This is a genomic window from Burkholderia sp. BCC0398, from assembly GCF_902833245.1.
Taxonomy (GTDB): domain Bacteria; phylum Pseudomonadota; class Gammaproteobacteria; order Burkholderiales; family Burkholderiaceae; genus Burkholderia; species Burkholderia sola.
On the sequence record NZ_CADFEM010000013.1, the window covers coordinates 45,480 to 68,173 of the forward strand.

Consider the following 22,694-nt stretch of genomic DNA (forward strand, 5'->3'; position numbering starts at 1 on the left):
CCATAATGGCAGCTATACTTTACGGCCGTAAGGTTCGCCATCCGCACCAATCCGGTGCGGCGCCGGGCGACCCGCGCTCTGCCGCGTGCTCCGCGGCACGACACAGGGACAACAGGAATCCACGATGGAGAAGCAACAAGAGTCGCGCGACACGCAGAACCGCGAGCCGCACCTGCGCAGCGTGCGGCTGACGAGCGACTTGAGCCTGCCGAAGCTGTCGGCGCTCGAGATCGGCAGCTATCTCTTCGCGCTCGTCATGATGTGGCTCGTCCTCGAGCTCAAGCTGCTCGGCGGGATGCTGGCCGGCCTGCTCGTCTATCAGCTGATCCACACGATCGCACCCGTGATCGAGCGCCATACCACCAGCATGCGCGCGCGCTGGGTCGCGGTCGTGCTGCTGTCGATCGCGATCGTCGGCGCGCTCACCGGCCTGACGCTCGCGATCATCGAGCATTTCGAGCACACGGTGCCGAACCTGCAGAGCCTGCTCGGCCAGCTGATGCAGATCGTCGAGCAGACCCGCGCACGCACGCCGGCCTGGATCGCCAATCTACTGCCCGTCGACGTCGAGCAGATGAAGACGAAGGCGGCCGTGCTGATGCACTCGCACATGGACCAGCTCCAGCAAAGCGGCAAGAGCGTCGCGCGCGGCTTCGGCCACGTGCTGTTCGGGATGATCATCGGCGCGATGATCGCGATCGGCGTCGAGCAGGGCAAGGTGCGCCGGCCGCTGTCCACCGCGCTCGTCACGCGCGTGTCGCGCTTCGCCGACGCGTTCCGCCGCATCGTGTTCGCGCAGATCAAGATCTCGGCGATCAACGCGGCATTCACCGGCATCTACCTGCTCGTCGCGCTGCCGATCTTCCATCAGCGGCTGCCGCTGTCGAAAACCCTCGTGCTCGTCACGTTCATCGTCGGCCTGCTGCCCGTGATCGGCAACCTGATCTCGAACACGCTGATCGTCGCGGTGTCGCTGTCGGTCAGCATGGGCACCGCGATCGCGTCGCTCGCGTTCCTCGTGGTCATCCACAAGCTCGAATACTTCCTGAACGCGAAGATCATCGGCGGCCAGATCGAGTCGCGCGCATGGGAGCTGCTGCTCGCGATGCTGATCATGGAAGCCGCGTTCGGGCTGCCGGGCGTGGTCGCCGCGCCGATCTTCTATGCGTACCTGAAACGCGAGCTGTACCTGCTGCGGCTGATCTGAAGCCGCCCGCTCGCGCACGGCAAACAAAAACGCCGCGCCCCGTGAAGGGCGCGGCGTTTTCGCTTGCGCAGCCGGCCTTTCGCGGCCGACGGATCAGCGGAACACGACCGTCTTCGTCCCGTTCAGCACGATCCGGTGCTCCACGTGCCACTTCACCGCCCGCGCGAGCGTCACGCACTCGACGTCGCGGCCGATCGCGGTCAACTGGTCGGGCGTCATGCTGTGGTCGACGCGCTCGACTTCCTGCTCGATGATCGGGCCTTCGTCGAGATCGGTCGTCACGTAGTGCGCGGTCGCGCCGATCAGCTTCACGCCGCGGTCGAACGCCTGGTAGTAAGGCTTCGCGCCCTTGAAGCTCGGCAGGAACGAATGGTGGATGTTGATCGCGCGCCCGGCGAGTTGCGCGCACATGTTCGGCGACAGGATCTGCATGTAGCGCGCGAGCACGACCAGATCGGCCTGGTGCTCGTCGATCACTTCCAGCACGCGCGCTTCCTGCGCGGCCTTCGCGGCATCGGACGAACCGCCGATCAGCGGGAAGTGATGGAACGGAATGTTGTAGCTCGCCGCGAGCTGGTAGAACTCCTTGTGATTCGACACGATCGCCGGAATCTCGATCGGCAACTGGCCGGTGCGATAGCGGAACAGCAGGTCGTTCAGGCAGTGGCCGATCTTCGACACCATGATCACGACGCGCGGCTTCACGGCCGCATCGTGCAGCTCCCAGCGCATCGAGAACTGTTCGGCGAGCGGCGCGAATTCCTTGCGAAGCGTGTCGAGCGCCGACGCGGCATCCTCGCCGCCGCCGTCCTGCTCGAAGTGCACGCGCATGAAGAACTCGCTGGTGCGGCTGTCGCCGAACTGCGCGGAATCGAGGATGTTGTTGCTGCGCTCGAACAGGAAGCCCGAGACCGCATGGACGATGCCGTGCCGGTCGGGGCACGACAGTTTCAAGATAAAGCTGTGATCGGTCGGCATGACCGCTACTCCCATTGTTTCCGTATTCGTCAAATTGCCCGCTTGCGCCGCCCGGCTGCGCGCGCAGCGCGCAGCGCGCGTCACGCGCCCGGCACGAACAGCGCGTCGATGCCGGCCGCGTCGACCGCTGCAATCCAGCGGTGGCGCAGCAGCGTGTCGAGCGTCGCGAGGCTCGCATCCATCGTCGCGCGGCCTTCGCGCAGCCAGCCGATCACCTCGGGAACCCCGGCCAGCAGGTGCTCGGCCACTTCGCCGTCCTGGTTGCGCGGCGCGAAGTCGTGCGGCAGCGGCAGGTCGTACACGAAGATCAGTTCCGACTGCGTGCCTTCCGGCAGCGAGTTCAGCACCTGCACCGCACGGCCCGCGATCGCGCGCGCCGCCAGGTCGGCCGGAATCCCGGCTTCTTCCCAGCATTCCTTCGCGAGCGTCTCGTGAACGCCGAGCCCCCAGCCGATCCCGCCGGCGACGACGTTGTCGAGCATGCCGGGGTCGGTCGCCTTGGTCTCGCTGCGACGGCCGAGCCACATCTTCGGCGCGGCCGCCGCAGGCGGCTCGCCCGGCGTAACCACATATTCTACGATGCCGTTCACGTGCACCGCATAGGTCTGCGTGCCGAAGAAGCGCGACGCGGCGCGCTCGATGTACGCGAGCGGCGGATCGTCGAAGCGGTTGCGGATCGCGTAGATCTCGTCGCGCCAGCCGGGAATCGCGCCTTCGGCGGCGAGCGCGCCGATCGCGCTGGCCAGCGCCATGCTGCGCGCGTCGACCGAATCGTAGCGCGCCGACAGCACGACCCGCTCGGCGGTCAGCTCGAACACGTCGGGCCAGCGCGCGAGCTTCGCGACGTCCTGGCGGCGCACCCAGCCGACCGCCTGGCCGGCGATCTCGAAACGCAGGTGCGCGGCCGGATCGAAGCGGCGCGCGGCCGCGATGCACGGAAACGTCATCGCGCTCAGTCCTTCAGCGCGACGCGGATGCCGATCGCGATGAACGTCGCGCCGGCGATCCGGTCGAGCCACACGCCGGCCTTCGGGCGGCGCTTCAGCCACGCGCCGATCATGCCCGCGCCGACGCCGAACAGCGAGAAAACGGCGGCCGTCTGCAGCATGAACAGCGCGCCGAGCTCGAACATCTGCAGCGTCACGCTTTGCGCGCCGTGCGGATCGACGAACTGCGGCAGGAACACGACGAAGAACAGCGTGACCTTCGGGTTCATCAGGTTGCCGATCACGCTCTGCCGGAAGATCGTGGCGAGCGGCTGCGGCGGGCGCGCATGCGCGTTCGCGAGGCCCTGGCTGCGCAGCGCCTTGATGCCGATCCACACGAGGTACGCGGCGCCCGCGAGCTTCAGGATCTGGAACGCGACCGGCGACGAACGCAGCACGGCCGCGACGCCGAGCGCCGCGAGCGTCGTGTGGAACAGGATCCCGGCCGTGAAGCCGAGCGCGGCGACGAAGCCGGCCGCGCGGCCCTGCGAGATGCCGCGTGCGAGCACCTGCAGGTTGTCGGGACCCGGCGCGAACGTGATCGCGACCGACGTGGCGAGAAACAGCATGAAGTTGGGCATCGTGACCTCGCTGCGGAAGGTGAACCAAGCGTGAACCGGGGCAAGCCGGCGCGGCTGGCCCCGGGAGCGGACCGGCGTTCAGTGGCCGGCGAATTCGGTAACGGTATAGACCGGCAGTCCGGCGTCGCGCAGCAGCGTCGAGCCGCCGAGATCGGGCAGGTCGATGATCGCCGCGCCTTCGACGACCACCGCGCCGAGCCGCTGCAGCAGGTTGCGCCCCGCCATCATCGTGCCGCCGGTCGCGATCAGGTCGTCCATGATGATCACGCGGTCGCCGGGCTTGCACGCATCTACGTGGATCTCGACCGTCGCGCTGCCGTATTCGAGGTCGTACGATTCCGAGCGCGTCTTGTACGGCAGCTTGCCGACCTTGCGGATCGGCACGAAGCCGACGCTCAGCTCGTACGCGACGATCGGCGCGATGATGAAGCCGCGCGCGTCGAGGCCCGCGACGTAGTCGAGCTTCGCGTCGACATAGCGTTCGACGAACAGGTCGACCAGGATGCGCAGCGCCTTCGGGCTCTGCAGCAGCGTCGTGATGTCGCGGAACTGCACGCCCGGCTGCGGCCAGTCGGGCACCGTGCGGATCTGGCTGTGGATGAAGGCGACCGGATCGAGCGGTGCGCCCGACGACGAATGCGGCATGAAACTCTCCGAAAAAAACGGTGCGCGAAGATCGGGCACCGTTTCTGATCAATACGGGTCAGGTTGTGAATCGCGGCTCATGCGGCCGCGGCCGGCGGATCGCGCCGATGGCGCGACAACCGCTCCTCCGCGAGCGCGAGTGCCTCGGGCAGCCCGCGCAGCACCACGATGTCGCTCGCGCGCAGCTTGGTCTGCGGATCGGGTTCGACGCCGCGGATGCCGTGCCGGCGGATCGCCGTGACTTCCAGCCCGAGCGCGTACAGCCCGAGTTCTTCCAGCGAACGCCCGACTGCGTCCGCACGCGCATCGACCGGCACCGATTGTAGCCGCACCTGCTCGTGGTCGTCGTCGTCCGCATCGTCCGCGCCGCGGAAATAGCCGCGCAGCAGGCTGTAGCGCTCGTCGCGCATCTCCTCGACGCGCCGCACGACCTTGCGCATCGGCACGCCGACCAGCACCAGCGTGTGCGACGCGAGCATCAGGCTGCCCTCGACGATTTCCGGAATCACCTCGGTCGCGCCGGCCGCGAGCAGCTTCTCGAGATCGGCGTCGTCGACGGTGCGCACGATCGCCGGCAGCGTCGGCTCCAGCTCGTGCACGTGATGCAGCACGCGCAGCGCGGACGGCGTATTCGCGTAGGTGATCGCGACGGCCGCCGCCCGATGGATACCGGCCGCGAGCAGCGATTCACGGCGCGCGGCGTCGCCAAACACGACCGATTCGCCGGCCGTCGCGGCCGCGCTCACGCGATCAGGGTCGAGGTCGAGCGCGACGTACGAAATACCTTCCTGCTCGAGCATGCGCGCGAGGTTCTGCCCGGCACGACCGTAGCCGCAGATGATCACGTGGCCGCGCTGCTTCAGGCTTTGCGTCGCGATCCGCGTCATCTGCAGCGACTGCTGCATCCATTCGGTCGACGACAGCCGCATCACGATGCGGTCGGCGTTCTGAATCAGGAACGGCGCGGCGAGCATCGACAGCAGCATCGATGCGAGGATCGCCTGCAGCAGCGTCGAATCGACGAGATGCCGGTCGAGGATCAGGTTCAGCAGCACGAAGCCGAATTCGCCGGCCTGCGCGAGGCCGATCCCCGTGCGCATCGCGACGCCCGGCGTCGCGCCGAACAGCCGCGCGAGCCCGGCGATCATCGTCGCCTTGAACAGGATCTGCCCGACGAAGAAGCCGAGCACGATCAACGGATGCTCCCAGATCACGCGCGGATCGAGCAGCATCCCCGTCGTCACGAAGAACAGGCCGAGCAGCACGTCGCGGAACGGCTTGATGTCCTCCTCCACCTGATGGCGGAACGGCGTCTCGGAAATGAGCATCCCCGCGATGAACGCGCCGAGCGCGAGCGACAGGCCGAACTTGTCGGTGATGAACGCGGCGCCCAGCGTGACGAGCAGCAGGTTCAGCACGAACAGCTCCTGCGAGCGGCGCCGCGCGACGACGTTGAGCCAGCGCGTCATGAAGCGCTGGCCGATGACGAGCAGCAGCGCGAGCGCGATCACGATCTTGACCGCCGCGACGCCGAGCGTGAGCGCGAGGTCCTTCGACGATTCGGCGCCGAACGCGGCGATCACGATCAGCAGCGGCACGACCGCGAGATCCTGGAACAGCAGCACGCCGAAGATGTTGCGGCCGTGCTCGGTCTCGATCTCGAGCCGCTCGGCAAGCATCTTCGACACGATCGCCGTCGACGACATCGCGAGCGCGCCGCCGAGCGCGATGCTGCCCTGCCATGTGAGATGCTCCCAGCGCTCGAACAGCGCGCCGAGCGCGAGCGCGAGTACCAGCGTCGCGACGACCTGCAGCAGCCCGAGCCCGAACACGAGCCGCTGCATCGACCTCAGCTTCGCCAGCGAGAATTCGAGGCCGATCGAGAACATCAGGAACACCACGCCGAATTCCGCGAGGTGCTCGGCCCGTTCGAGATCCGCCGTGATGCCAAGCGCGTGCGGGCCGACCAGGATGCCGACGGTCAGGTAGCCGAGCATCGGCGGCAGGTTCAACGAGCGGAATACGACGACGCCCACCACCGAGGCCAGCAGCAGCAGCAGGGTCATTTCGAGCGGGGAAATCACGGGCGAAGCGTCCTCGTTCGTCGGGGCCACGGCAATGCGGGCGCGGGGTGGTGGCGGTGGACAGGCTGCTTCGGACGAGTCCGAAGGCGCGGCGCGGCGAACAAACGCCTTTGCTATACTCCGCGCATGATAGCGAAAATCAATGATGATCGGGCGCTCGCGCTCGCCCGCGACGTGCTCGACATCGAGGCGGACGCCGTGCGCGCGCTGCGCGACCAGCTCGACGGCGGCTTCGTCGAGGCCGTGGCGCTGCTGCTCGGCTGCCGCGGCCGCGTCGTGGTCTCCGGGATCGGCAAATCGGGGCATATCGCCCGCAAGATCGCAGCCACGCTGGCCAGCACCGGTACGCCGGCCTTCTTTGTCCACCCTGCCGAGGCCAGCCACGGCGACCTCGGGATGGTCACCTCCGACGACGTCTTCATCGGCATCTCCTATTCCGGCGAATCGGAAGAACTCGTCGCGATCCTGCCGCTCGTGAAGCGGATCGGCGCGAAGCTGATCGCGATCACGGGCCGCGCGGGGTCGAGCCTCGGCACGCTCGCCGACGTGCACCTGAACGCCGCGGTGTCGAAGGAAGCGTGCCCGCTGAACCTCGCGCCCACCGCGAGCACGACCGCCGCGCTCGCGCTCGGCGACGCACTCGCCGTCGCCGTGCTCGACGCGCGCGGCTTCGGTTCGGAAGATTTCGCGCGCTCGCATCCGGGCGGCGCGCTCGGCCGGCGCCTGCTCACCTACGTACGCGACGTGATGCGCTCGGGCGACGACGTCCCGTCCGTCGGGCTCGATGCGACGCTGTCGGACGCGCTGTTCCAGATCACCGCGAAGCGCCTCGGCATGACGGCCGTGGTCGACGCCGACGGCAAGGTCGCCGGCATCTTCACCGACGGCGACCTGCGCCGCGTGCTCGCCCGCGACGGCGACTTCCGCACGCTGCCGATCACCGAAGTGATGACGCGCAACCCGCGCACGATCGCGCCGGATCATCTGGCCGTCGAGGCCGTGGAACTGATGGAGCGCCACCGGATCAACCAGATGCTGGTCGTCGATGCCGACGGCGCGCTGATCGGCGCGCTGAACATGCACGACCTGTTTTCGAAGAAGGTGATCTGATGAGCGCAGCGCTGACTGCGGCCGAACGCGCGAGCCGCGTGAAGCTGATGATTTTCGACGTCGACGGCGTGCTGACCGACGGCGGCCTGCTGTTTACCGCGGCCGGCGACGCGATGAAGTCGTTCAATTCGCTCGACGGCCACGGCGTGAAGCTGCTCGGCGAAGCCGGCATCGCGACCGCGATCATCACGGGCCGCCGCTCGGAGATCGTCGCGGCGCGCGCGAAGGAAATGAAGATCGCGCACCTGTTCCAGGGCGTCGAGAACAAGCTCGCCGTGTTCGCCGACCTGATCGCGTCGCTCGGCCTGACGGCCGACGCATGCGGCTACATGGGCGACGACTGGCCCGACCTGCCGGTGCTGCTGCGCTGCGGCTTCGCGACGGCCCCCGCGAACGCGCACCCCGAGGTGATCGCCCGCGCGCACTGGGTCGCCGAGGCCCGCGGCGGCCACGGCGCCGTGCGCGAGGTCTGCGATGCGATCCTGCGCGCGCAGCGCCGCTACGACGCGCTGCTCGCCGCCGCCTGCGGAGCCTGACCGATGAGCACGCATTTCCGCTGGACCCAGATGCTGCCGCTCGCCGCGGTCGCTGCGCTCGCGGGCGTCACCTGGTGGCTGCTGCAGGCCACGCTGCCGCCGCCCGGCGAGGGCGTCGCGCAGCCGAAACGCCACACGCCCGACTATTTCGCGGACAACTTCTCGGTCACCGAGCTCGACCAGACCGGCACGACCCAGTACCGGCTGACGGCCGCGAAGCTGGTTCATTACGAAGACACGGAAGGCAGCGACCTGACCGATCCGGCCATGCGCGCGTTCCAGCCCGGCAAGCCGGTCGTGACGACCACCGCGAAGCGCGGCACCGTCAACGGCGACGTGTCGATCGTCGATTTGTACGACGATGCACGCATCCTGCGCGCGGCCGGCGGCGGCGATCCGCAGATGCAGGCCGATTCGCAGCATTTCCGGATCTTCGTCAATGACGATGTGATCCAGACCGAAAAGCCGGTTAAACTTCAGCGCGGCCTGTCGCTCGTCAACGCGACCGACGGCATGAAGTACAACAACGTCACCCGGGTCATCGAGCTTTACGGCAACGTGCGCGGCACGATTGCCGCGGCGGACACGTCCGGCGGCTCGAAAGGTCAACCCAAGTGACGCATCCCTCACGTGACTGCATGAACGAACCGTTCCCTCGACTGATTTCCGGCGGCGCTGCGCGCGCCGTCCGCGCCGCGCTCGCCGCGACGCTCGTGGCGCTCCCGCTCGTCGGGCTGGCGCCGCTCGCCCATGCCGAGAAGGCCGACCAGAACAAGCCGATCAACGTCGAGGCCGACAACCTGACCTACGACGACCTGAAGCAGGTCACGGTCGCGACCGGCAACGTCGTGATCACGAAGGGCACGATCATCATCAAGGGCGATCGCGTCGAAGTGCGCCAGGACCCGGAAGGCTATCAGTACGCGACGTCGTTCGGCAGCGGCAAGAAGCACGCGACGTTCCGCCAGAAGCGCGAAGGCCTCGACGAATACATCGACGGCGACGCCGAGCGCATCGACTACGACGGCAAGCAGGACCTGACCACGCTGACCACCGCCGCGACCGTGCGCCGCCTGCAGGGCACGTCGACGGTCGCCGACACCGTGCACGGCAGCGTGATCACGTACGACGGCCAGCGCGACTTCTACACCGCGAAGGGCGGCAAGGACGTCGCGGCGCCGGGCAACCCGAACGGCCGCGTGCGCGCGATGCTGTCGCCGAAGAACGGCGGCCCCGCGCCGCTGAACGGCGCGCCGGCCAAGCTGTCGCCGTCGACCACGATCCAGGGAGCACCGGGCCAATGAACGCGCTTCCGAACCGCCAGCCGGCCGGCACGACGAGTTCGCTCGTCGTCCGCAACCTGAAGAAGCGCTATGGCTCGCGCACGGTCGTGAAGGACGTGTCGCTCGACGTGAAGAGCGGCGAAGTCGTCGGCCTGCTCGGCCCGAACGGCGCCGGCAAGACCACGTCGTTCTACATGATCGTCGGCCTCGTGCCGACGGACGCGGGCGAGATCTCGCTGAACGGCAGCTCGATCGGCCTGCTGCCGATCCACAAGCGCGCATCGCTCGGCCTGTCGTACCTGCCGCAGGAAGCGTCCGTGTTCCGCAAGCTGACCGTCGAGGAAAACATCCGCGCGGTGCTCGAGCTGCAGTACGGCGAAGACGGCAAGCGCCTGTCGAAGGACGCGATTTCGTCGCGCACCGAAGCGCTGCTCGACGAGCTGCAGATCGGCCACCTGCGCGAGAACCCCGCGCTGTCGCTGTCGGGCGGCGAACGGCGCCGCGTCGAAATCGCACGCGCGCTCGCGACCAACCCGAACTTCATCCTGCTCGACGAACCGTTCGCCGGCGTCGACCCGATCGCGGTGCTCGAGATCCAGAAGATCGTCAAGTTCCTGAAGCAGCGCAACATCGGCGTGCTGATCACGGACCACAACGTCCGCGAAACGCTCGGCATCTGCGACCACGCGTACATCATCAGCGACGGGTCGGTGCTGGCCGCCGGCGCGCCGAGCGAAATCATCGAAAACGAAAGCGTGCGCCGCGTGTACCTCGGCGAACACTTCCGCATGTAACGTCCTCCTCGTGGCTGGCTGCACCCCGCCCGGCATCGCCGCGCGGGGCTGCGCCCCGCTTTGCATCCACGCCCGCGGCCCTGCCCGCGGCCGGGCGGCGCGCCGCGCGTAATCGCGGATGGCTCAATGCGCCTGGGTCGTGGCAAACTGCCGGTATGACTCCCTCCTTGCCATGAAAGCCAGCCTTCAACTCCGCCTGTCGCAACATCTTGCGCTGACGCCTCAGCTGCAGCAGTCGATCCGGCTCCTGCAGTTGTCGACGCTCGAATTGCAGCAGGAAGTCGCGATGGCCGTCGCGCAGAATCCGCTGCTCGAGAACGACGACGAATGGATCGCCAGCCCGCTGCGCGTCGCGGCGGACGGATCGCTGATCGCGCAGACGCCGCCCGCACAGAACACCGAGCCGGCCGCGACGAACGGCAGCAGCACGTCCAGCGACCGCGCCGAGCGCGACGAGCCGGCCGGCGCCGACGAATACGACGGTTACGGGTCCGGCGACGGCAACGACGGCCCGCAGTGGAACCTCGACGAATACGGCCGCTCGAGCGGCGCGTCCGACGACGACGACCTGCCGCCGCTGCAGGTGCAGGAAGCCGCGACGTCGCTGCGCGACCACCTCGCCGCGCAATTGCGCGTCACGCAAGCCGGCCCGCGCGATCGCGCGCTCGTGATGTTCCTGATCGAATCGCTCGACGACGACGGCTACCTGACCGCCACGCTCGACGAAGTGCTCGCCGACCTGCCGCCCGAACTGGAAATCGACTGCGACGAACTGAACGCGGCGCTCGCGCTGCTGCACAGCTTCGACCCGGCCGGCGTCGGCGCGCGCTCGGCGTCCGAATGCCTGAAGCTGCAGCTGCTGCGCCTCGATCCGTCCCCCACGCGCACGCTCGCGCTCGAGATCGTGTCGCAGCATCTCGAACTGCTCGCCGCACGCGACTTCACCCGGTTGCGCAAGCACCTGAAGGCGAGCGACGATGCGCTGCGCGACGCGCACGCGCTGATCCGCTCGCTGGAGCCGTTCCCCGGCGCCGCGTACGGCAAGGCCGAGGCCGACTACGTCGTGCCCGACATCATCGTGAAGAAGGCCGGCCAGGGCTGGCTCGCGGAGCTCAATCCGGAGGTCGTGCCGCGCCTGCGGATCAACAACCTGTACGCGAACATCCTGCGCAACAGCCGCGGCGATCCGTCGGCCGGATCGCTGAAACAGCAGCTCCAGGAAGCGCGCTGGCTGATCAAGAATATCCAGCAGCGATTCGACACGATCCTGCGTGTCGCGCAGGCTATTGTCGAGCGTCAAAAGAACTTCTTTGCGCACGGTGAAATTGCCATGCGCCCCTTGGTTTTGCGGGAAATAGCTGATACGCTGGGCCTACACGAGTCGACTGTCAGCCGTGTGACAACCGGGAAGTACATGCTGACCCCGTTCGGGACGCTTGAATTTAAGTACTTCTTCGGATCTCACGTCTCGACCGACACCGGTGGCGCCGCGTCGTCGACCGCCATCCGAGCCCTCATCAAGCAACTGATAGGAGCTGAAGACCCAAAATCGCCACTTTCGGACAGCCGCATTGCCGAGCTGCTGGCAGAACAGGGTTTCGTGGTCGCGCGCCGCACGGTTGCGAAATATCGCGAAGCCCTCAAGATCCCGGCAGTGAATCTGCGCAAGTCTCTTTAAGCCTGCTGCCTGCCCGGCGGCAGGCGTGTCCCGACCACCGCGCACACGGGGAACAGGCCGGGCGACCTGTCCGCGATACGCCGCCTTCGTGCGGCACGGGCAAGTCGACCGGAGCGCCGCCTCGATGCGGCCGGGTGGTCACTCGCTTGGAGAAGCACTATGAACCTGAAGATCAGTGGACATCATCTCGAAGTCACGCCTGCCATTCGCGAATACGTGATCACCAAGCTGGACCGGGTGCTACGGCATAGCGATCAGGTGATCGATGGCACTGTGATCCTCTCGGTCGACAACCACAAGGAAAAGGACAAGCAGCAGCGCGCGGAAATCAACCTGCACCTGAAGGGCAAGGACATCTTCGTCGAAAGCGCGAACGGCAACCTGTATGCCGCGATCGATCTGTTGATCGACAAGCTGGATCGCCAGGTCGTCAAGCACATGGAGCGCCTGCAAACGCATGCGCACGATCCGATCAAGCTGCAGCCGTCGATCGACCAGATCGAACTGCCGCCGCAATAACCGTCACCGCAACACGCACGCCGCCCGGTTCGCCGGGCGTTTTTTTTGCCACGCCGAGCACAGGTGCAACCGGTCCGTCCGTGCTGCGCCACGCACGCGGCTGTGCTCTATAATGTTCCGGTTATCGCCGGGGGGTGTTGGATGCGGTAGCGGCGTTGCAGGTTGCCATGCCACATGCCTTGATATCGCCGAACATGGAAAATCAGTCCGCCGCCGCAAGGAGACCCCAGGCCGCCCAATCGCCTGCCAACATGAATCGCCTAGCCAAAATCCTGCCCATAGAGAACGTCGTCATCGACCTCTCGGTCACCAGCAAGAAACGCGTCTTCGAACAAGCCGGGCTGATGTTCGAGAATCAGAACGGCATCGGTCGCAGCACCGTCACGGACAACCTGTTCGCGCGCGAGCGCCTCGGTTCGACCGGGCTCGGCGAAGGTGTCGCGATTCCGCACGGCCGCATCAAGGGCCTCAAGCATCCGCTCGCCGCGTTCGTCCGCCTCGCCGATGCGATCCCGTTCGAAGCGCCCGACGGCCAGCCTGTCGGCCTCCTGATCTTCCTGCTCGTCCCCGAGCAAGCCACCCAGCAGCACCTCGAGATCCTGTCGGAAATCGCGCAACTGCTGTCCGATCGCGACGCGCGCGAGCGTCTGCACAACGAAACGGATATCGCCGAGTTGCATCGCCTGCTCACTCAGTGGCAACCTTGAGTTGTTCCGGGCGGAATATTTCCCCGTACGAGGCGGCACGCGCCGCCGTCCAGGGCCGCCCGGCGCCGGCCCGGCATGGCGACGTCCGTCGCCGCGCGCCCGCACCGGCCCATTGGAGTGACGAGAGTCATGGATACGTCCAGCATCAACGCCCAGAGCATCTTCGACGACAACGCAGCGACGCTGAAACTGAGCTGGCTGACGGGGCATGAAGGCTGGGAACGCGGCTTTTCGGCCGACACGGTCGGCAACGCAACGTCCAGCGCCGACCTCGTCGGCCACCTGAACCTGATCCACCCGAACCGGATCCAGGTGCTCGGCGAAGCCGAAATCGACTACTACCAGCGCCAGACCGACGAAGACCGCTCGCGCCACATGGCCGAGCTGATCGCACTCGAACCGCCGTTCCTCGTCGTCGCCGGCGGCGCCGCGGCGCCGCCCGAACTGGTGCTGCGCTGCACGCGCTCGTCCACGCCGCTGTTCACGACGCCGATGTCGGCCGCCGCGGTGATCGACAGCCTGCGGCTCTACATGTCGCGCATCCTCGCGCCGCGCGCGACGCTGCACGGCGTGTTCCTCGACATCCTCGGGATGGGCGTGCTGCTGACCGGCGATTCGGGTCTCGGCAAGAGCGAGCTCGGCCTCGAGCTGATCAGCCGCGGCCATGGCCTCGTCGCCGACGACGCGGTCGATTTCGTCCGTCTTGGCCCCGATTTCGTCGAAGGGCGCTGCCCGCCGCTGCTGCAGAACCTGCTCGAAGTGCGCGGCCTCGGCCTGCTCGACATCAAGACGATCTTCGGCGAAACCGCGGTACGGCGGAAAATGAAGCTGAAGCTGATCGTCCAGCTCGTGCGGCGCCCCGACGGCGAATTCCAGCGCCTGCCGCTCGAAAGCCAGACCGTCGACGTGCTCGGCTTGCCGATCAGCAAGGTCACGATCCAGGTCGCAGCCGGCCGCAACCTCGCGGTGCTCGTCGAGGCGGCCGTCCGGAACACGATCCTGCAGTTGCGCGGAATCGACACGTTGCGCGATTTCATGGATCGGCAACGACTCGCGATGCAGGACCCCGACAGTCAGTTCCCCGGCAAACTGGTGTAACCCGCACGCGCCGGCCGCGCAACGCCGACGCGTCGAGCCGGTGCTATGATGAAACGTCAGGATTCTCTGTTCCCATGCGCATCGTCCTCATCACCGGCATCTCCGGCTCAGGCAAGTCCGTCGCGCTGAACGCGCTCGAAGACGCAGGCTATTACTGCGTCGACAACCTGCCGCCGCACGTGCTCCCCGAACTCGCCCGCTACCTCGCGCAGGACGGCCAGCGCCGGCTCGCGGTCGCGATCGACGCGCGCTCGAGCGCGTCGCTCGACGAAATGCCCGGCCTGATCCGCGAGCTGTCCCGCGAGCACGACGTGCGCGTGCTGTTCCTCAACGCGAGCACCCAGGCGCTGATCCAGCGCTTCTCCGAAACGCGCCGCCGCCATCCGCTGTCCGGCTCGCGGTCGCACGATGCGGACGTCGGCCTGCTGTCGTCGCTCGAGGAAGCGATCGAGCGCGAGCGCGAGCTCGTCGCGCCGCTCGCCGAATTCGGCCATCAGATCGACACCAGCACGCTGCGCGCGAACGCGCTGCGCACCTGGGTCAAGCGCTTCATCGAGCAGAAGAACAACGACCTGATGGTGATGTTCGAATCGTTCGGCTTCAAGCGCGGCGTGCCGCTCGACGCCGACCTGATGTTCGACGTGCGCGCGCTGCCGAACCCGTACTACGACCACGAGCTGCGCCCGCTCACCGGGCTCGACCAGCCGGTCATCGCCTTTCTCGACGCACTGCCGATCGTCCACCAGATGATCGACGACATCCATGCGTTCCTGATGAAATGGCTGCCGCACTTCCGCGACGACAACCGCAGCTATCTGACCGTCGCCATCGGCTGCACGGGCGGCCAGCATCGCTCGGTGTTCATCGCGGAAACGCTCGCCGCGCGCCTCGCGCGCGACGCGAACGTGATCGTGCGGCATCGTGACGCGCCAGTGGATGTCGACGCGTCGTCGCGGCTCGTCTCCGAGGTCGACCGACCCTAGCGACACCCGCCCCCACGCCCGCGCGCCATGTCCTCCCTATCGACCACCCTGATCGACCTGCCGCTGTTTCCGCTGCACACGGTGCTGTTTCCCGGAGGGCTGCTCCCGCTCAAGGTGTTCGAGGCGCGCTATCTCGACATGTCGCGCGCCTGCCTGCGCGACGACGCACCGTTCGGCGTGTGCCTGCTCAAGAGCGGGCCCGAAGTCGCGCAGGATGGCGCGGTGTCGGTGCCCGAGACCATCGGCTGCATGGCGCGCATCACCGAGTGCGATACCGGCGAATTCGGGATGCTGTATCTGCAGGCGGTCGGCACGCAGCGTTTCGAGCTGCTGTCGTATCGCGTCGAAGGCAACGGGCTGCTGGTCGGCATCGCGGAGCCGCTGCCCGACGACATCCCGCTCGAAGGCGAACAGGCGCTCGCGCAGTTCGGCTCGTGCGCCGAGGTGCTCGAGCGCATCATCGACGCGCTGAAGAAATCCGATCCGCAGAAAATGCCGTTCGGCGAACCGTTCCGCCTCGACGATCCGAGCTGGGTAGCGAATCGCCTCGCGGAACTGCTGCCGCTCGACCTGCGCGCGCGGCAGAAGCTGATGGAGTTTCCGGACGTCGGCGCGCGCATCGACGCCGTGCACCACGTGCTCGACCGGCACGGCTGGCTGTAGCGACCGCTCGCGCATCGCGCGTCGCGCCCACCCGAAGGGCTTTCCTGCGTGCGGCAACGCCGCGCCTTCCCGAATGCGGCCCGCGCCGCACCCTTCCCCGTTCGTTACAGCAGCGGCCCGCTCAGCGCATCGAGCAGCTTGCGCACGGGCGCCGGCACGCCGTACGCGTCGAGCCGGCTCAGCGGCACCCACGCCGTGTCCGCGTCCCGCGCCTGCGATGGCAGGCCGCCGCCGTCCGCCAGATCGCTCAGCCGCGGCTCGATCTCGAGCCGGAAATGCGTGAACGTATGCGTGAGCGGCGCGAGCGGCACCGTGCCGCCGCCGCCGAAGCCGCGCGCGAGATCCGCGAGCGCGGCATCGCCGTCCGCTTGCGGCAGGCTCCACAGGCCGCCCCAGATGCCGGTCGGCGGCCGTCGCTCGAGCAGCACGGCGTCGCCGTCGCGCAGCACGAGCATCCACGTCTTGCGCGTCGGCACGGCCTTCTTCGGCCGCGCGGCCGGCAGTTCGCGCTGGCGGCCGGTCGATTGCGCGACGCAGTCGCCCGCGAACGGGCAGCGCGCGCAGTCGGGCTTGCCGCGCACGCACAGCGTCGCGCCCAGATCCATCAGCCCCTGCGTGTACGCGCTCACGTCGGCCGCGTTCGCGGCATCGGGCAGCAGCGATTCGGCGAGCGCCCACATGTCGTTCTCGACCCGCTTCTCGCCCGGAAAGCCCTCGACGCCGAATACCCGCGCGAGCACGCGCTTCACGTTGCCGTCGAGGATCGTCGCGCGCGCGCCGTATGCAAACGACGCGATCGCGGCAGCCGTCGAGCGGCCGATGCCGGGCAGTTCGGCCAGCGCGTCGGGCGTCGCCGGAAACGCGCCGCCGTGCTCGGCGACGACGACCTGCGCGCAGCGGTGCAGGTTGCGCGCGCGCGAGTAGTAGCCGAGCCCCGCCCACAGCGCCATCACGTCGTCGGTCGGCGCGGCCGCGAGCGCGGCGACGTCGGGGTAGCGGTCGAGAAAACGCGTGTAATACGGGATGACGGTCGACACCTGCGTCTGCTGCAGCATGATTTCCGACAGCCAGATCCGGTACGGATCGCGGGTGTTCTGCCAGGGCAGGTCATGGCGGCCATGCTCGCGCTGCCACGCGACGAGACGCGTGGCGAACGTGCGGTGCAGCGGCGTGACGGGGAACGGAGCGGGGGCGATGCGGGGCGGCTTCAAGTTGTCTGATCGTGGAAAAGGGTTTCAACGCTGGCACGTCGGGCAGAAATAGGTCGACCGCTGGCCCTGCACGATCTGGCGGATCGATGTGCCGCAGACGCGGCACGGCTGGCCGGCGCGATCGTAGACGAAGCAGTCGAGCTGGAAGTAGCCGCTTTCGCCGTTGCTGCCGACGAAATCGCGCAACGTGCTGCCGCCGCGCTCGATCGCGTCGGCGAGCGTCGCGCGCACCGCATCGGCCAGCCGCTCGTAGCGCGGCAGCGACACCTTGCCGGCGGCCGTCGTCGGCCGGATGCCGGCGCGAAACAGGCTCTCCGACGCATAGATGTTGCCGACGCCGACGACCATGTCGCCCGCGAGCAGCGCCTGCTTGACCGACACCGTGCGGCCGCGCGTGCGCGCATGCAGCAGCGCGCCGGTGAACGCCGGCGAGAACGGCTCGACGCCGAGGCTCGCGAGCAGCGGATGCGCATGCACGTCGCCGGCTTCGCGCGGGTGCCACAGCACGGCGCCGAAGCGGCGCGGATCGCGGAACCGCAGCACGAATTCGTCGAAGATCCAGTCGATGTGATCGTGCTTCGCGGCGACCGGCACGCCGGCCGCGGGCAGCACGCGCAGCGTGCCGGTCATCCCGAGATGGACGATGAACCAGCCGGCATCGACTTCGAACAGCAGGTACTTGCCGCGGCGCTCGACGGCGAGCACCTCGCGCGCGCGCAACTGCTCGGCGAGCCCCGCCGGCACGGGCCAGCGCAGCATCGCGGTACGGACGTCGACACGCTCGACGCGGCGGCCCGCGACAAAGGGCTCGATGCCCCGGCGCGTGACTTCGACTTCTGGCAACTCTGGCATGTTTTGCGGGTCTGAGGCTACGGTCTGCTTACATGGGGAACACGCATGCGCCGCCGCGAGAACGGCCGTTCTCGCGGCGACCCCGAATTAAACACGGGAATGCCCGAAATCGCCGGCCTGGCAGCACGCGAGGCGGGCGATTTCGGGCATTCGCATGGGGATTCCGCAGGTAAGCGGACCCTATCACGATCGTGCGTGTATTGTAGCGAGCGCGTTACAATCGGTTGAAACATCGAACGGATTTCCATGACTCTGCCCTCGAAGCTGCTTCAGAAGCGCCCCGCCGCCGTGCGCGGCGCGCGCGCCTTCCCGGTCCGCCGTGCACTCGGTGCCGCGCTGTTTGCCGCCTGGACCCTCACCGCCTTTCCGGCCCACGCGCAGGCTCCGGCATCGGACGACGCGGAGCCGCAGGGTGCGTTCGAGCATGTGATGCCGGACGAGCAGAAGAATCTCCCCGGCGTGCCGCTGACGAGCCAGATCGTCTATCAGGTGCTCGCGGCCGAGGTCGCGCTCCAGCGCAACCAGCCGGCACCGGCGTACCAGACCTACCTCGCGCTGGCCCGCGACACGCGCGATCCGCGCATGGCGCAGCGCGCGACCGAAATCGCGCTCGGCGCGCAGAGCCCGGCCGACGCACTGTCCGCCGCGAACCTGTGGCGTCAGTACGCGCCGGATTCGAACCGCGCGTCGCAGGTCGACGCCGCGCTGCTGGTGCTCGCCGGCAAGCCGGCCGACGCGCAGCCCATGCTCGCGCGCGAGCTGGCCCGCGCGACCGGCGACACGCGCGGCCCGGCGATCCTCGCGCTGCAGGCGCTGCTCGTGCGCGGCCCCGACCGCGTCGGCGGCCTCGCGGTGCTGAAGGACATGCTGAAGAACGACATGAATCGCCCCGAGGCGCAGCTCGCGATCGCGCGGCAGCAGCTCGCGGTCGACGACAAGGACGGCGCCGCGCAATCGCTGAAGCAGGCGCTGCAGATCCGCCCCGACTACCTGCCGGCGGCGCTGATGCTGTCGCAGATGGGGCCGGCGGAGCGCGCGGCGGGCATCGCGTCGTTCGAGAAGTATGTTCAGCAGAATCCGAAGTCGCGCGACGCGCGGCTCGCGCTGTCGCAGCTCTATCTCGCCGACGATCGCCTCGACGACGCGCAGAAGCAGTTCGAGACGATGCGCAAGCTCGACGCGAAGGATCCGACGCCGCTGATGGCGCTCGCGCTGATCAAGATCCAGCAGAAGAAACTCGACGAGGCGACCGGCTACCTGAAGCAGTACGTGCAGCTCGGCGACAAGCAGCCGAACCTCGACGTCGGCCAGGGCTACATCTACCTCGCGCAGATCGCGATCGACCAGAACAACGACGCGCAGGCGTCGCAATGGCTCGACAAGGTCGACCAGACGAGCCAGCACTACCTGCCCGCGCAGATCACGCGTGCGCAACTGCTGCAGAAACAGGGCAAGACCGACGAGGCGCGCAAGGTGCTCGACAACCTGCCGATCTCCGATCCGCGCGACGCGGCCGTGGTCGCGCGCACCGATGCGTCGATCCTGTTCACCGCGAAGCGCTATCCGGAAGCGGAAGCGCGGCTCGGGCAAGCGGTCCAGGACTTCCCGGACGATCCCGACCTGCGCTACGACTACGCGATGGCGGCCGAAAAGACCGGCCACTACGCGACGATGGAAAAGCAGTTGCGCGAGCTGATCCGTACGCAGCCCGACAACCCGCAGGCCTACAACGCGCTCGGCTATTCGCTCGCCGACCGCAACCAGCGGCTGCCCGAGGCCAGCAAGCTGATCGACAAGGCGATGACGCTCGCGCCGAACGACGCGTACATCATGGACAGCCTCGGCTGGGTGAAGTACCGGATGGGCGACACGGCCGGCGCGACGAAGGTGCTGCAGCGTGCATACGAACTGCAGCCGAACGCCGAGATCGGCGCGCATCTCGGCGAAGTGCTGTGGAAGAGCGGCGCGCAGGACGACGCGCGCAACGCGTTGCGTGCCGCGCAGAAGCTCGAGCCCGACAACGAAACGCTCGTGCAGACGCTCAAACGCCTGCAGATCAACGGCCTCTGATGCGGATGTTCCCGATGTTTTCCCGGTTCTCCCGCGCGCAGCGCATGCTGGCCGCGGCCGGCGCGGCGCTTGCGCTCGCCGGCTGCGCGAGCACGCCGCCGTCGGCCAACGCGCCGACGGGCGCCGCGCTGCAGACAGCGGCGACGCATGCGTACCATGGCCGCTTCGCGGTGCGGTACGACGATCGTCTCGGCAACCCGCAGAACGTGTACGGCAACTTCGACTGGCAGGAGCACGGCGACGACGTGTCGCTCGAGCTGCGCAGCCCGCTCGGCCAGACGCTCGCGGTCGTGAAATCGTCCCCGCGCGCGGCGTCGCTCGAATTGCCGAACCGCCCGACCCAATATGCGCCCGACGTCGGCGACCTGATGCAGAAAACGCTCGGCTTCGAGCTGCCGCTCGCGGGCCTGCGCTATTGGCTGCTGCCGACCGCCGCGCCCGCGACGCCCGCGGAAACCGTGCGCGACCCGGCCGACGGCACGCGCATCAAGCAGTTGCACCAGGACGGCTGGACGATCGACTACCTTGCCTACGCGGATGCCCCGGCCACGGGCGTCAAACGCGTCAACCTCGTGCGCGCGACGCCGCCGCTCGACATCAAGCTCGTGCTCGATCAGTGAGCACGCGCGCCTAGCCCCGATACCCGCATGACCGATTCGACCCGCTCGCTGCGCAACTGCCTGGCGCCCGCGAAACTCAACCTGTTCCTGCACATCACCGGCCGTCGTCCGAACGGCTATCACGATCTGCAGAGCGTATTCCAGCTGCTGAACTGGGGCGATACGCTGCACTTCACGCGGCGCGACGACGGCCGCGTCGCACGCGTCACCGACGTGCCCGGCGTGCCCGAGGAAAGCGATCTCGTCGTGCGCGCGGCGAACCTGCTGAAAGCGCATACGGGCACCGCGCACGGCGTCGACATCGAGATCGACAAGATCCTGCCGATGGGCGCCGGCCTCGGCGGCGGCAGTTCCGACGCGGCGACGACGCTGCTCGCGCTGAACCGCCTGTGGCAACTCGATGTGCCGCGCGCCGAACTCCAGTCGCTCGCGGTCAAACTCGGCGCCGACGTCCCGTTTTTTATTTTCGGAAAAAATGCGTTCGCAGAGGGTATCGGAGAAGAATTAGCTGAGGTACAATTGCCGACTCGCTGGTTCTTGGTTGTGACGCCACGCGTTCATGTCCCGACCGCTGAAATATTTTCAGATGAGTTGTTGACAAGAGATACAAAGCCCGTCACAATTGCTGACTTTCTTGCACAGCAAACCAGCGATGCGGAATGGCCAGACAGCTTCGGCCGGAACGATATGCAGGAAGTTGTAACAAGGAAGTACGCGGAAGTTGCGCAGGTGGTCAAATGGTTGTATGATGTGACCCCCGCGAGGATGACCGGCTCCGGAGCAAGCGTGTTTGCAGCGTTTCACAGCAAGCACGAGGCAGAAGCGGCGAAAGCCAAGCTGCCCGCCAGTTGGAACGGCGCAGTTGCCGAGAGTCTGAACGAGCATCCGCTCTTCGCTTTCGCGTCATGAAGTTTTACTTTGCCGAACGGCCTACACAAGTTCGGTGAAGTTATCAGTTAAGTGTAGGGGAGTCGCCAAGTTGGTCAAGGCACCGGATTTTGATTCCGGCATGCGAGGGTTCGAGTCCTTCCTCCCCTGCCAAAAATTTTCCCGCATTTCCCGCCCAAGCCTGAAGCAGGTGCACGATGAGCAGCCACAGCCATGATGGCCTGATGGTCTTTACTGGCAACGCGAATCCCGCGCTCGCCCAGGAAGTCGTCAGTATCCTTGGTATTCCCCTCGGCAAAGCGATGGTCAGCCGTTTCTCCGACGGCGAGATCCAGGTCGAGATCCAGGAAAACGTGCGCGGCAAGGACGTCTTCGTCCTGCAATCCACGTGCGCACCGGCGAACGACAATCTGATGGAACTGATGATCATGGTCGATGCGCTCAAGCGCGCATCCGCCGGCCGGATCACCGCTGCCATCCCCTACTTCGGCTATGCCCGTCAAGATCGCCGCCCGCGTTCGGCGCGCGTCGCGATCTCGGCGAAGATCGTCGCGAACATGCTGGAAATCGCCGGCGTCGAGCGGATCATCACGATGGATCTGCACGCCGACCAGATTCAGGGCTTCTTCGACATCCCGGTCGACAACATCTACGCGACGCCGATCCTGCTGGGCGACCTGCGCAAGCAGAACTATTCGGATCTGCTCGTCGTGTCGCCGGACGTCGGCGGCGTGGTGCGTGCCCGGGCGCTCGCGAAGCAGCTGAACTGCGATCTCGCGATCATCGACAAGCGTCGTCCGAAGGCGAACGTCGCCGAAGTGATGAACATCATCGGTGAAGTCGAAGGCCGCACCTGCGTGATCATGGACGACATGGTCGATACGGCCGGCACGCTGTGCAAGGCCGCCCAAGTGCTGAAGGATCGCGGCGCGAAGCAGGTTTTTGCCTACGCGACGCATCCGGTGCTGTCGGGCGGCGCCGCAGATCGCATCGCCGCATCGGCACTCGACGAGCTGGTCGTCACCGATACGATCCCGCTGTCGGCCGAATCGCTGGCATGCTCGAAGATCCGCTCGCTGACGAGCGCGAGCCTGCTGGCCGAGACGTTCTCGCGGATTCGCCGCGGCGATTCGGTGATGTCGCTGTTCGCGGAATCCTGATCGCGAATCGACGGAACAAAGCATGCGCGGAAAGCGAAGCG

At 67.3% G+C, this 22,694-nt stretch carries 23 protein-coding genes and 1 tRNA gene; 17 read left to right on the forward strand and 7 right to left on the reverse strand.

What is annotated here, in order from left to right; translation table 11 throughout:
* The first annotated feature begins 124 nt into the window (after nucleotides 1-124).
* The gene (locus tag HWX76_RS26205; RefSeq protein WP_050014898.1) at nucleotides 125-1,207 is read left to right on the forward strand and encodes a hypothetical protein; all 1,083 of its coding nucleotides are present in this window, start codon (nucleotides 125-127) and stop codon (nucleotides 1,205-1,207) included.
* A gap of 93 nt (nucleotides 1,208-1,300) precedes the next feature.
* Here HWX76_RS26205 and purU read toward each other — a convergent pair whose 3' ends face one another.
* The 5 genes from purU to HWX76_RS26230 all read right to left on the reverse strand — a co-directional run bounded on the left by purU (nucleotide 1,301) and on the right by HWX76_RS26230 (nucleotide 6,481).
* Nucleotides 1,301-2,185 carry a formyltetrahydrofolate deformylase gene (purU, locus tag HWX76_RS26210; RefSeq protein ID WP_050014896.1) on the reverse strand — a complete coding sequence of 295 codons (885 nt, stop codon included), beginning with the start codon at nucleotides 2,183-2,185 and terminating at the stop codon, nucleotides 1,301-1,303.
* An 80-nt stretch (nucleotides 2,186-2,265) separates the two neighbouring features.
* Nucleotides 2,266-3,132 carry a DUF4743 domain-containing protein gene (locus HWX76_RS26215; RefSeq protein ID WP_050014894.1) on the reverse strand — a complete coding sequence of 289 codons (867 nt, stop codon included), beginning with the start codon at nucleotides 3,130-3,132 and terminating at the stop codon, nucleotides 2,266-2,268.
* 5 nt (nucleotides 3,133-3,137) lie between these two features.
* Nucleotides 3,138-3,752, reverse strand: a complete 615-nt coding sequence (locus tag HWX76_RS26220) for a LysE family translocator (protein WP_050014892.1) — start codon at nucleotides 3,750-3,752, stop codon at nucleotides 3,138-3,140.
* A 78-nt stretch (nucleotides 3,753-3,830) separates the two neighbouring features.
* Nucleotides 3,831-4,397, reverse strand: a complete 567-nt coding sequence (locus HWX76_RS26225) for an adenine phosphoribosyltransferase (RefSeq protein WP_050014891.1) — start codon at nucleotides 4,395-4,397, stop codon at nucleotides 3,831-3,833.
* Between the two features lie 77 nt (nucleotides 4,398-4,474).
* Complete coding sequence (locus HWX76_RS26230) at nucleotides 4,475-6,481, reverse strand: monovalent cation:proton antiporter family protein (protein WP_050014889.1); 2,007 nt, start codon at nucleotides 6,479-6,481, stop codon at nucleotides 4,475-4,477.
* Nucleotides 6,482-6,607: 126 nt separating this feature from the next.
* Here HWX76_RS26230 and kdsD point away from each other — a divergent pair, with 126 nt between their 5' ends.
* The 11 genes from kdsD to HWX76_RS26285 all read left to right on the forward strand — a co-directional run bounded on the left by kdsD (nucleotide 6,608) and on the right by HWX76_RS26285 (nucleotide 15,852).
* Complete coding sequence (kdsD, locus tag HWX76_RS26235) at nucleotides 6,608-7,591, forward strand: arabinose 5-phosphate isomerase KdsD (RefSeq protein ID WP_089488829.1); 984 nt, start codon at nucleotides 6,608-6,610, stop codon at nucleotides 7,589-7,591.
* A complete protein-coding gene (locus tag HWX76_RS26240) occupies nucleotides 7,591-8,127 on the forward strand; it encodes an HAD family hydrolase (RefSeq protein WP_050014885.1) in 537 nt (178 codons plus the stop codon). Before kdsD ends, HWX76_RS26240 begins: the two co-directional genes overlap by 1 nt.
* Nucleotides 8,128-8,130: 3 nt before the next feature.
* Nucleotides 8,131-8,745, forward strand: coding sequence for an LPS export ABC transporter periplasmic protein LptC (gene lptC, locus HWX76_RS26245; RefSeq protein WP_012329238.1), 615 nt, complete (start codon nucleotides 8,131-8,133; stop codon nucleotides 8,743-8,745).
* 20 nt (nucleotides 8,746-8,765) lie between these two features.
* Nucleotides 8,766-9,431, forward strand: a complete 666-nt coding sequence (gene lptA / locus HWX76_RS26250) for a lipopolysaccharide transport periplasmic protein LptA (protein WP_050014883.1) — start codon at nucleotides 8,766-8,768, stop codon at nucleotides 9,429-9,431.
* A complete protein-coding gene (gene lptB, locus HWX76_RS26255) occupies nucleotides 9,428-10,204 on the forward strand; it encodes an LPS export ABC transporter ATP-binding protein (protein WP_050014881.1) in 777 nt (258 codons plus the stop codon). The genes lptA and lptB overlap by 4 nt, the downstream gene beginning before the upstream one ends.
* A 172-nt stretch (nucleotides 10,205-10,376) precedes the next feature.
* On the forward strand, nucleotides 10,377-11,882 hold the full coding sequence (locus HWX76_RS26260; protein WP_089488830.1) for an RNA polymerase factor sigma-54: 1,506 nt from the start codon (nucleotides 10,377-10,379) through the stop codon (nucleotides 11,880-11,882).
* A 159-nt stretch (nucleotides 11,883-12,041) separates the two neighbouring features.
* A complete protein-coding gene (raiA, locus tag HWX76_RS26265; protein ID WP_006477786.1) occupies nucleotides 12,042-12,401 on the forward strand; it encodes a ribosome-associated translation inhibitor RaiA in 360 nt (119 codons plus the stop codon).
* A 194-nt stretch (nucleotides 12,402-12,595) separates the two neighbouring features.
* Entirely contained in the window at nucleotides 12,596-13,108 is a 513-nt protein-coding gene (locus tag HWX76_RS26270; RefSeq protein WP_027806888.1) for a PTS sugar transporter subunit IIA, read from the forward strand.
* 129 nt (nucleotides 13,109-13,237) lie between these two features.
* Nucleotides 13,238-14,206 (forward strand): HPr(Ser) kinase/phosphatase, encoded by a 969-nt coding sequence (hprK, locus tag HWX76_RS26275; RefSeq protein ID WP_006483133.1) that lies wholly within the window; start codon nucleotides 13,238-13,240, stop codon nucleotides 14,204-14,206.
* 74 nt (nucleotides 14,207-14,280) lie between these two features.
* Entirely contained in the window at nucleotides 14,281-15,189 is a 909-nt protein-coding gene (rapZ, locus tag HWX76_RS26280; RefSeq protein WP_050014875.1) for an RNase adapter RapZ, read from the forward strand.
* Between the two features lie 27 nt (nucleotides 15,190-15,216).
* Nucleotides 15,217-15,852 carry an LON peptidase substrate-binding domain-containing protein gene (locus HWX76_RS26285; protein WP_050014873.1) on the forward strand — a complete coding sequence of 212 codons (636 nt, stop codon included), beginning with the start codon at nucleotides 15,217-15,219 and terminating at the stop codon, nucleotides 15,850-15,852.
* Between the two features lie 104 nt (nucleotides 15,853-15,956).
* On the opposite strand, the gene mutY is transcribed toward HWX76_RS26285, so the two are convergent.
* Together mutY and mutM are read right to left on the reverse strand one after the other, a co-directional pair.
* Entirely contained in the window at nucleotides 15,957-17,063 is a 1,107-nt protein-coding gene (mutY, locus tag HWX76_RS26290; RefSeq protein WP_050014871.1) for an A/G-specific adenine glycosylase, read from the reverse strand.
* A 24-nt stretch (nucleotides 17,064-17,087) separates the two neighbouring features.
* Nucleotides 17,088-17,915, reverse strand: a complete 828-nt coding sequence (gene mutM / locus HWX76_RS26295; RefSeq protein ID WP_050014869.1) for a bifunctional DNA-formamidopyrimidine glycosylase/DNA-(apurinic or apyrimidinic site) lyase — start codon at nucleotides 17,913-17,915, stop codon at nucleotides 17,088-17,090.
* Between the two features lie 246 nt (nucleotides 17,916-18,161).
* Here mutM and HWX76_RS26300 point away from each other — a divergent pair, with 246 nt between their 5' ends.
* From HWX76_RS26300 to HWX76_RS26320, 5 genes are all read left to right on the forward strand, one after another.
* Complete coding sequence (locus HWX76_RS26300) at nucleotides 18,162-19,985, forward strand: tetratricopeptide repeat protein (RefSeq protein WP_050014867.1); 1,824 nt, start codon at nucleotides 18,162-18,164, stop codon at nucleotides 19,983-19,985.
* Nucleotides 19,985-20,605 carry a lipoprotein insertase outer membrane protein LolB gene (lolB, locus tag HWX76_RS26305; protein WP_124593412.1) on the forward strand — a complete coding sequence of 207 codons (621 nt, stop codon included), beginning with the start codon at nucleotides 19,985-19,987 and terminating at the stop codon, nucleotides 20,603-20,605. Before HWX76_RS26300 ends, lolB begins: the two co-directional genes overlap by 1 nt.
* A 27-nt stretch (nucleotides 20,606-20,632) precedes the next feature.
* Nucleotides 20,633-21,514, forward strand: a complete 882-nt coding sequence (gene ispE, locus HWX76_RS26310; protein WP_050014863.1) for a 4-(cytidine 5'-diphospho)-2-C-methyl-D-erythritol kinase — start codon at nucleotides 20,633-20,635, stop codon at nucleotides 21,512-21,514.
* Nucleotides 21,515-21,569: 55 nt separating this feature from the next.
* A tRNA-Gln gene (locus HWX76_RS26315) sits at nucleotides 21,570-21,646 on the forward strand.
* A 44-nt stretch (nucleotides 21,647-21,690) separates the two neighbouring features.
* A complete protein-coding gene (locus HWX76_RS26320; RefSeq protein WP_050014861.1) occupies nucleotides 21,691-22,653 on the forward strand; it encodes a ribose-phosphate pyrophosphokinase in 963 nt (320 codons plus the stop codon).
* The last annotated feature ends 41 nt before the right edge of the window (nucleotides 22,654-22,694 follow it).

What these genes read in the sequence shown, in the direction of transcription:
- HWX76_RS26220 (WP_050014892.1), bottom strand. Translation starts at nt 3,752, where the DNA reads ATGCCCAACTTCATGCTGTTTCTCGCCACGTCGGTCGCGATCACGTTC.
- HWX76_RS26215 (WP_050014894.1), bottom strand. Translation starts at nt 3,132, where the DNA reads ATGACGTTTCCGTGCATCGCGGCCGCGCGCCGCTTCGATCCGGCCGCG.
- ispE (WP_050014863.1), top strand. Translation starts at nt 20,633, where the DNA reads ATGACCGATTCGACCCGCTCGCTGCGCAACTGCCTGGCGCCCGCGAAA.
- HWX76_RS26260 (WP_089488830.1), top strand. Translation starts at nt 10,377, where the DNA reads ATGAAAGCCAGCCTTCAACTCCGCCTGTCGCAACATCTTGCGCTGACG.
- purU (WP_050014896.1), bottom strand. Translation starts at nt 2,185, where the DNA reads ATGCCGACCGATCACAGCTTTATCTTGAAACTGTCGTGCCCCGACCGG.
- HWX76_RS26300 (WP_050014867.1), top strand. Translation starts at nt 18,162, where the DNA reads ATGACTCTGCCCTCGAAGCTGCTTCAGAAGCGCCCCGCCGCCGTGCGC.
- HWX76_RS26225 (WP_050014891.1), bottom strand. Translation starts at nt 4,397, where the DNA reads ATGCCGCATTCGTCGTCGGGCGCACCGCTCGATCCGGTCGCCTTCATC.
- kdsD (WP_089488829.1), top strand. Translation starts at nt 6,608, where the DNA reads ATGATAGCGAAAATCAATGATGATCGGGCGCTCGCGCTCGCCCGCGAC.
- lptA (WP_050014883.1), top strand. Translation starts at nt 8,766, where the DNA reads ATGAACGAACCGTTCCCTCGACTGATTTCCGGCGGCGCTGCGCGCGCC.
- HWX76_RS26270 (WP_027806888.1), top strand. Translation starts at nt 12,596, where the DNA reads ATGGAAAATCAGTCCGCCGCCGCAAGGAGACCCCAGGCCGCCCAATCG.
- lptC (WP_012329238.1), top strand. Translation starts at nt 8,131, where the DNA reads ATGAGCACGCATTTCCGCTGGACCCAGATGCTGCCGCTCGCCGCGGTC.
- HWX76_RS26205 (WP_050014898.1), top strand. Translation starts at nt 125, where the DNA reads ATGGAGAAGCAACAAGAGTCGCGCGACACGCAGAACCGCGAGCCGCAC.
- mutM (WP_050014869.1), bottom strand. Translation starts at nt 17,915, where the DNA reads ATGCCAGAGTTGCCAGAAGTCGAAGTCACGCGCCGGGGCATCGAGCCC.
- lptB (WP_050014881.1), top strand. Translation starts at nt 9,428, where the DNA reads ATGAACGCGCTTCCGAACCGCCAGCCGGCCGGCACGACGAGTTCGCTC.
- hprK (WP_006483133.1), top strand. Translation starts at nt 13,238, where the DNA reads ATGGATACGTCCAGCATCAACGCCCAGAGCATCTTCGACGACAACGCA.
- HWX76_RS26240 (WP_050014885.1), top strand. Translation starts at nt 7,591, where the DNA reads ATGAGCGCAGCGCTGACTGCGGCCGAACGCGCGAGCCGCGTGAAGCTG.
- rapZ (WP_050014875.1), top strand. Translation starts at nt 14,281, where the DNA reads ATGCGCATCGTCCTCATCACCGGCATCTCCGGCTCAGGCAAGTCCGTC.
- lolB (WP_124593412.1), top strand. Translation starts at nt 19,985, where the DNA reads ATGCGGATGTTCCCGATGTTTTCCCGGTTCTCCCGCGCGCAGCGCATG.
- raiA (WP_006477786.1), top strand. Translation starts at nt 12,042, where the DNA reads ATGAACCTGAAGATCAGTGGACATCATCTCGAAGTCACGCCTGCCATT.
- HWX76_RS26285 (WP_050014873.1), top strand. Translation starts at nt 15,217, where the DNA reads ATGTCCTCCCTATCGACCACCCTGATCGACCTGCCGCTGTTTCCGCTG.
- HWX76_RS26320 (WP_050014861.1), top strand. Translation starts at nt 21,691, where the DNA reads ATGAGCAGCCACAGCCATGATGGCCTGATGGTCTTTACTGGCAACGCG.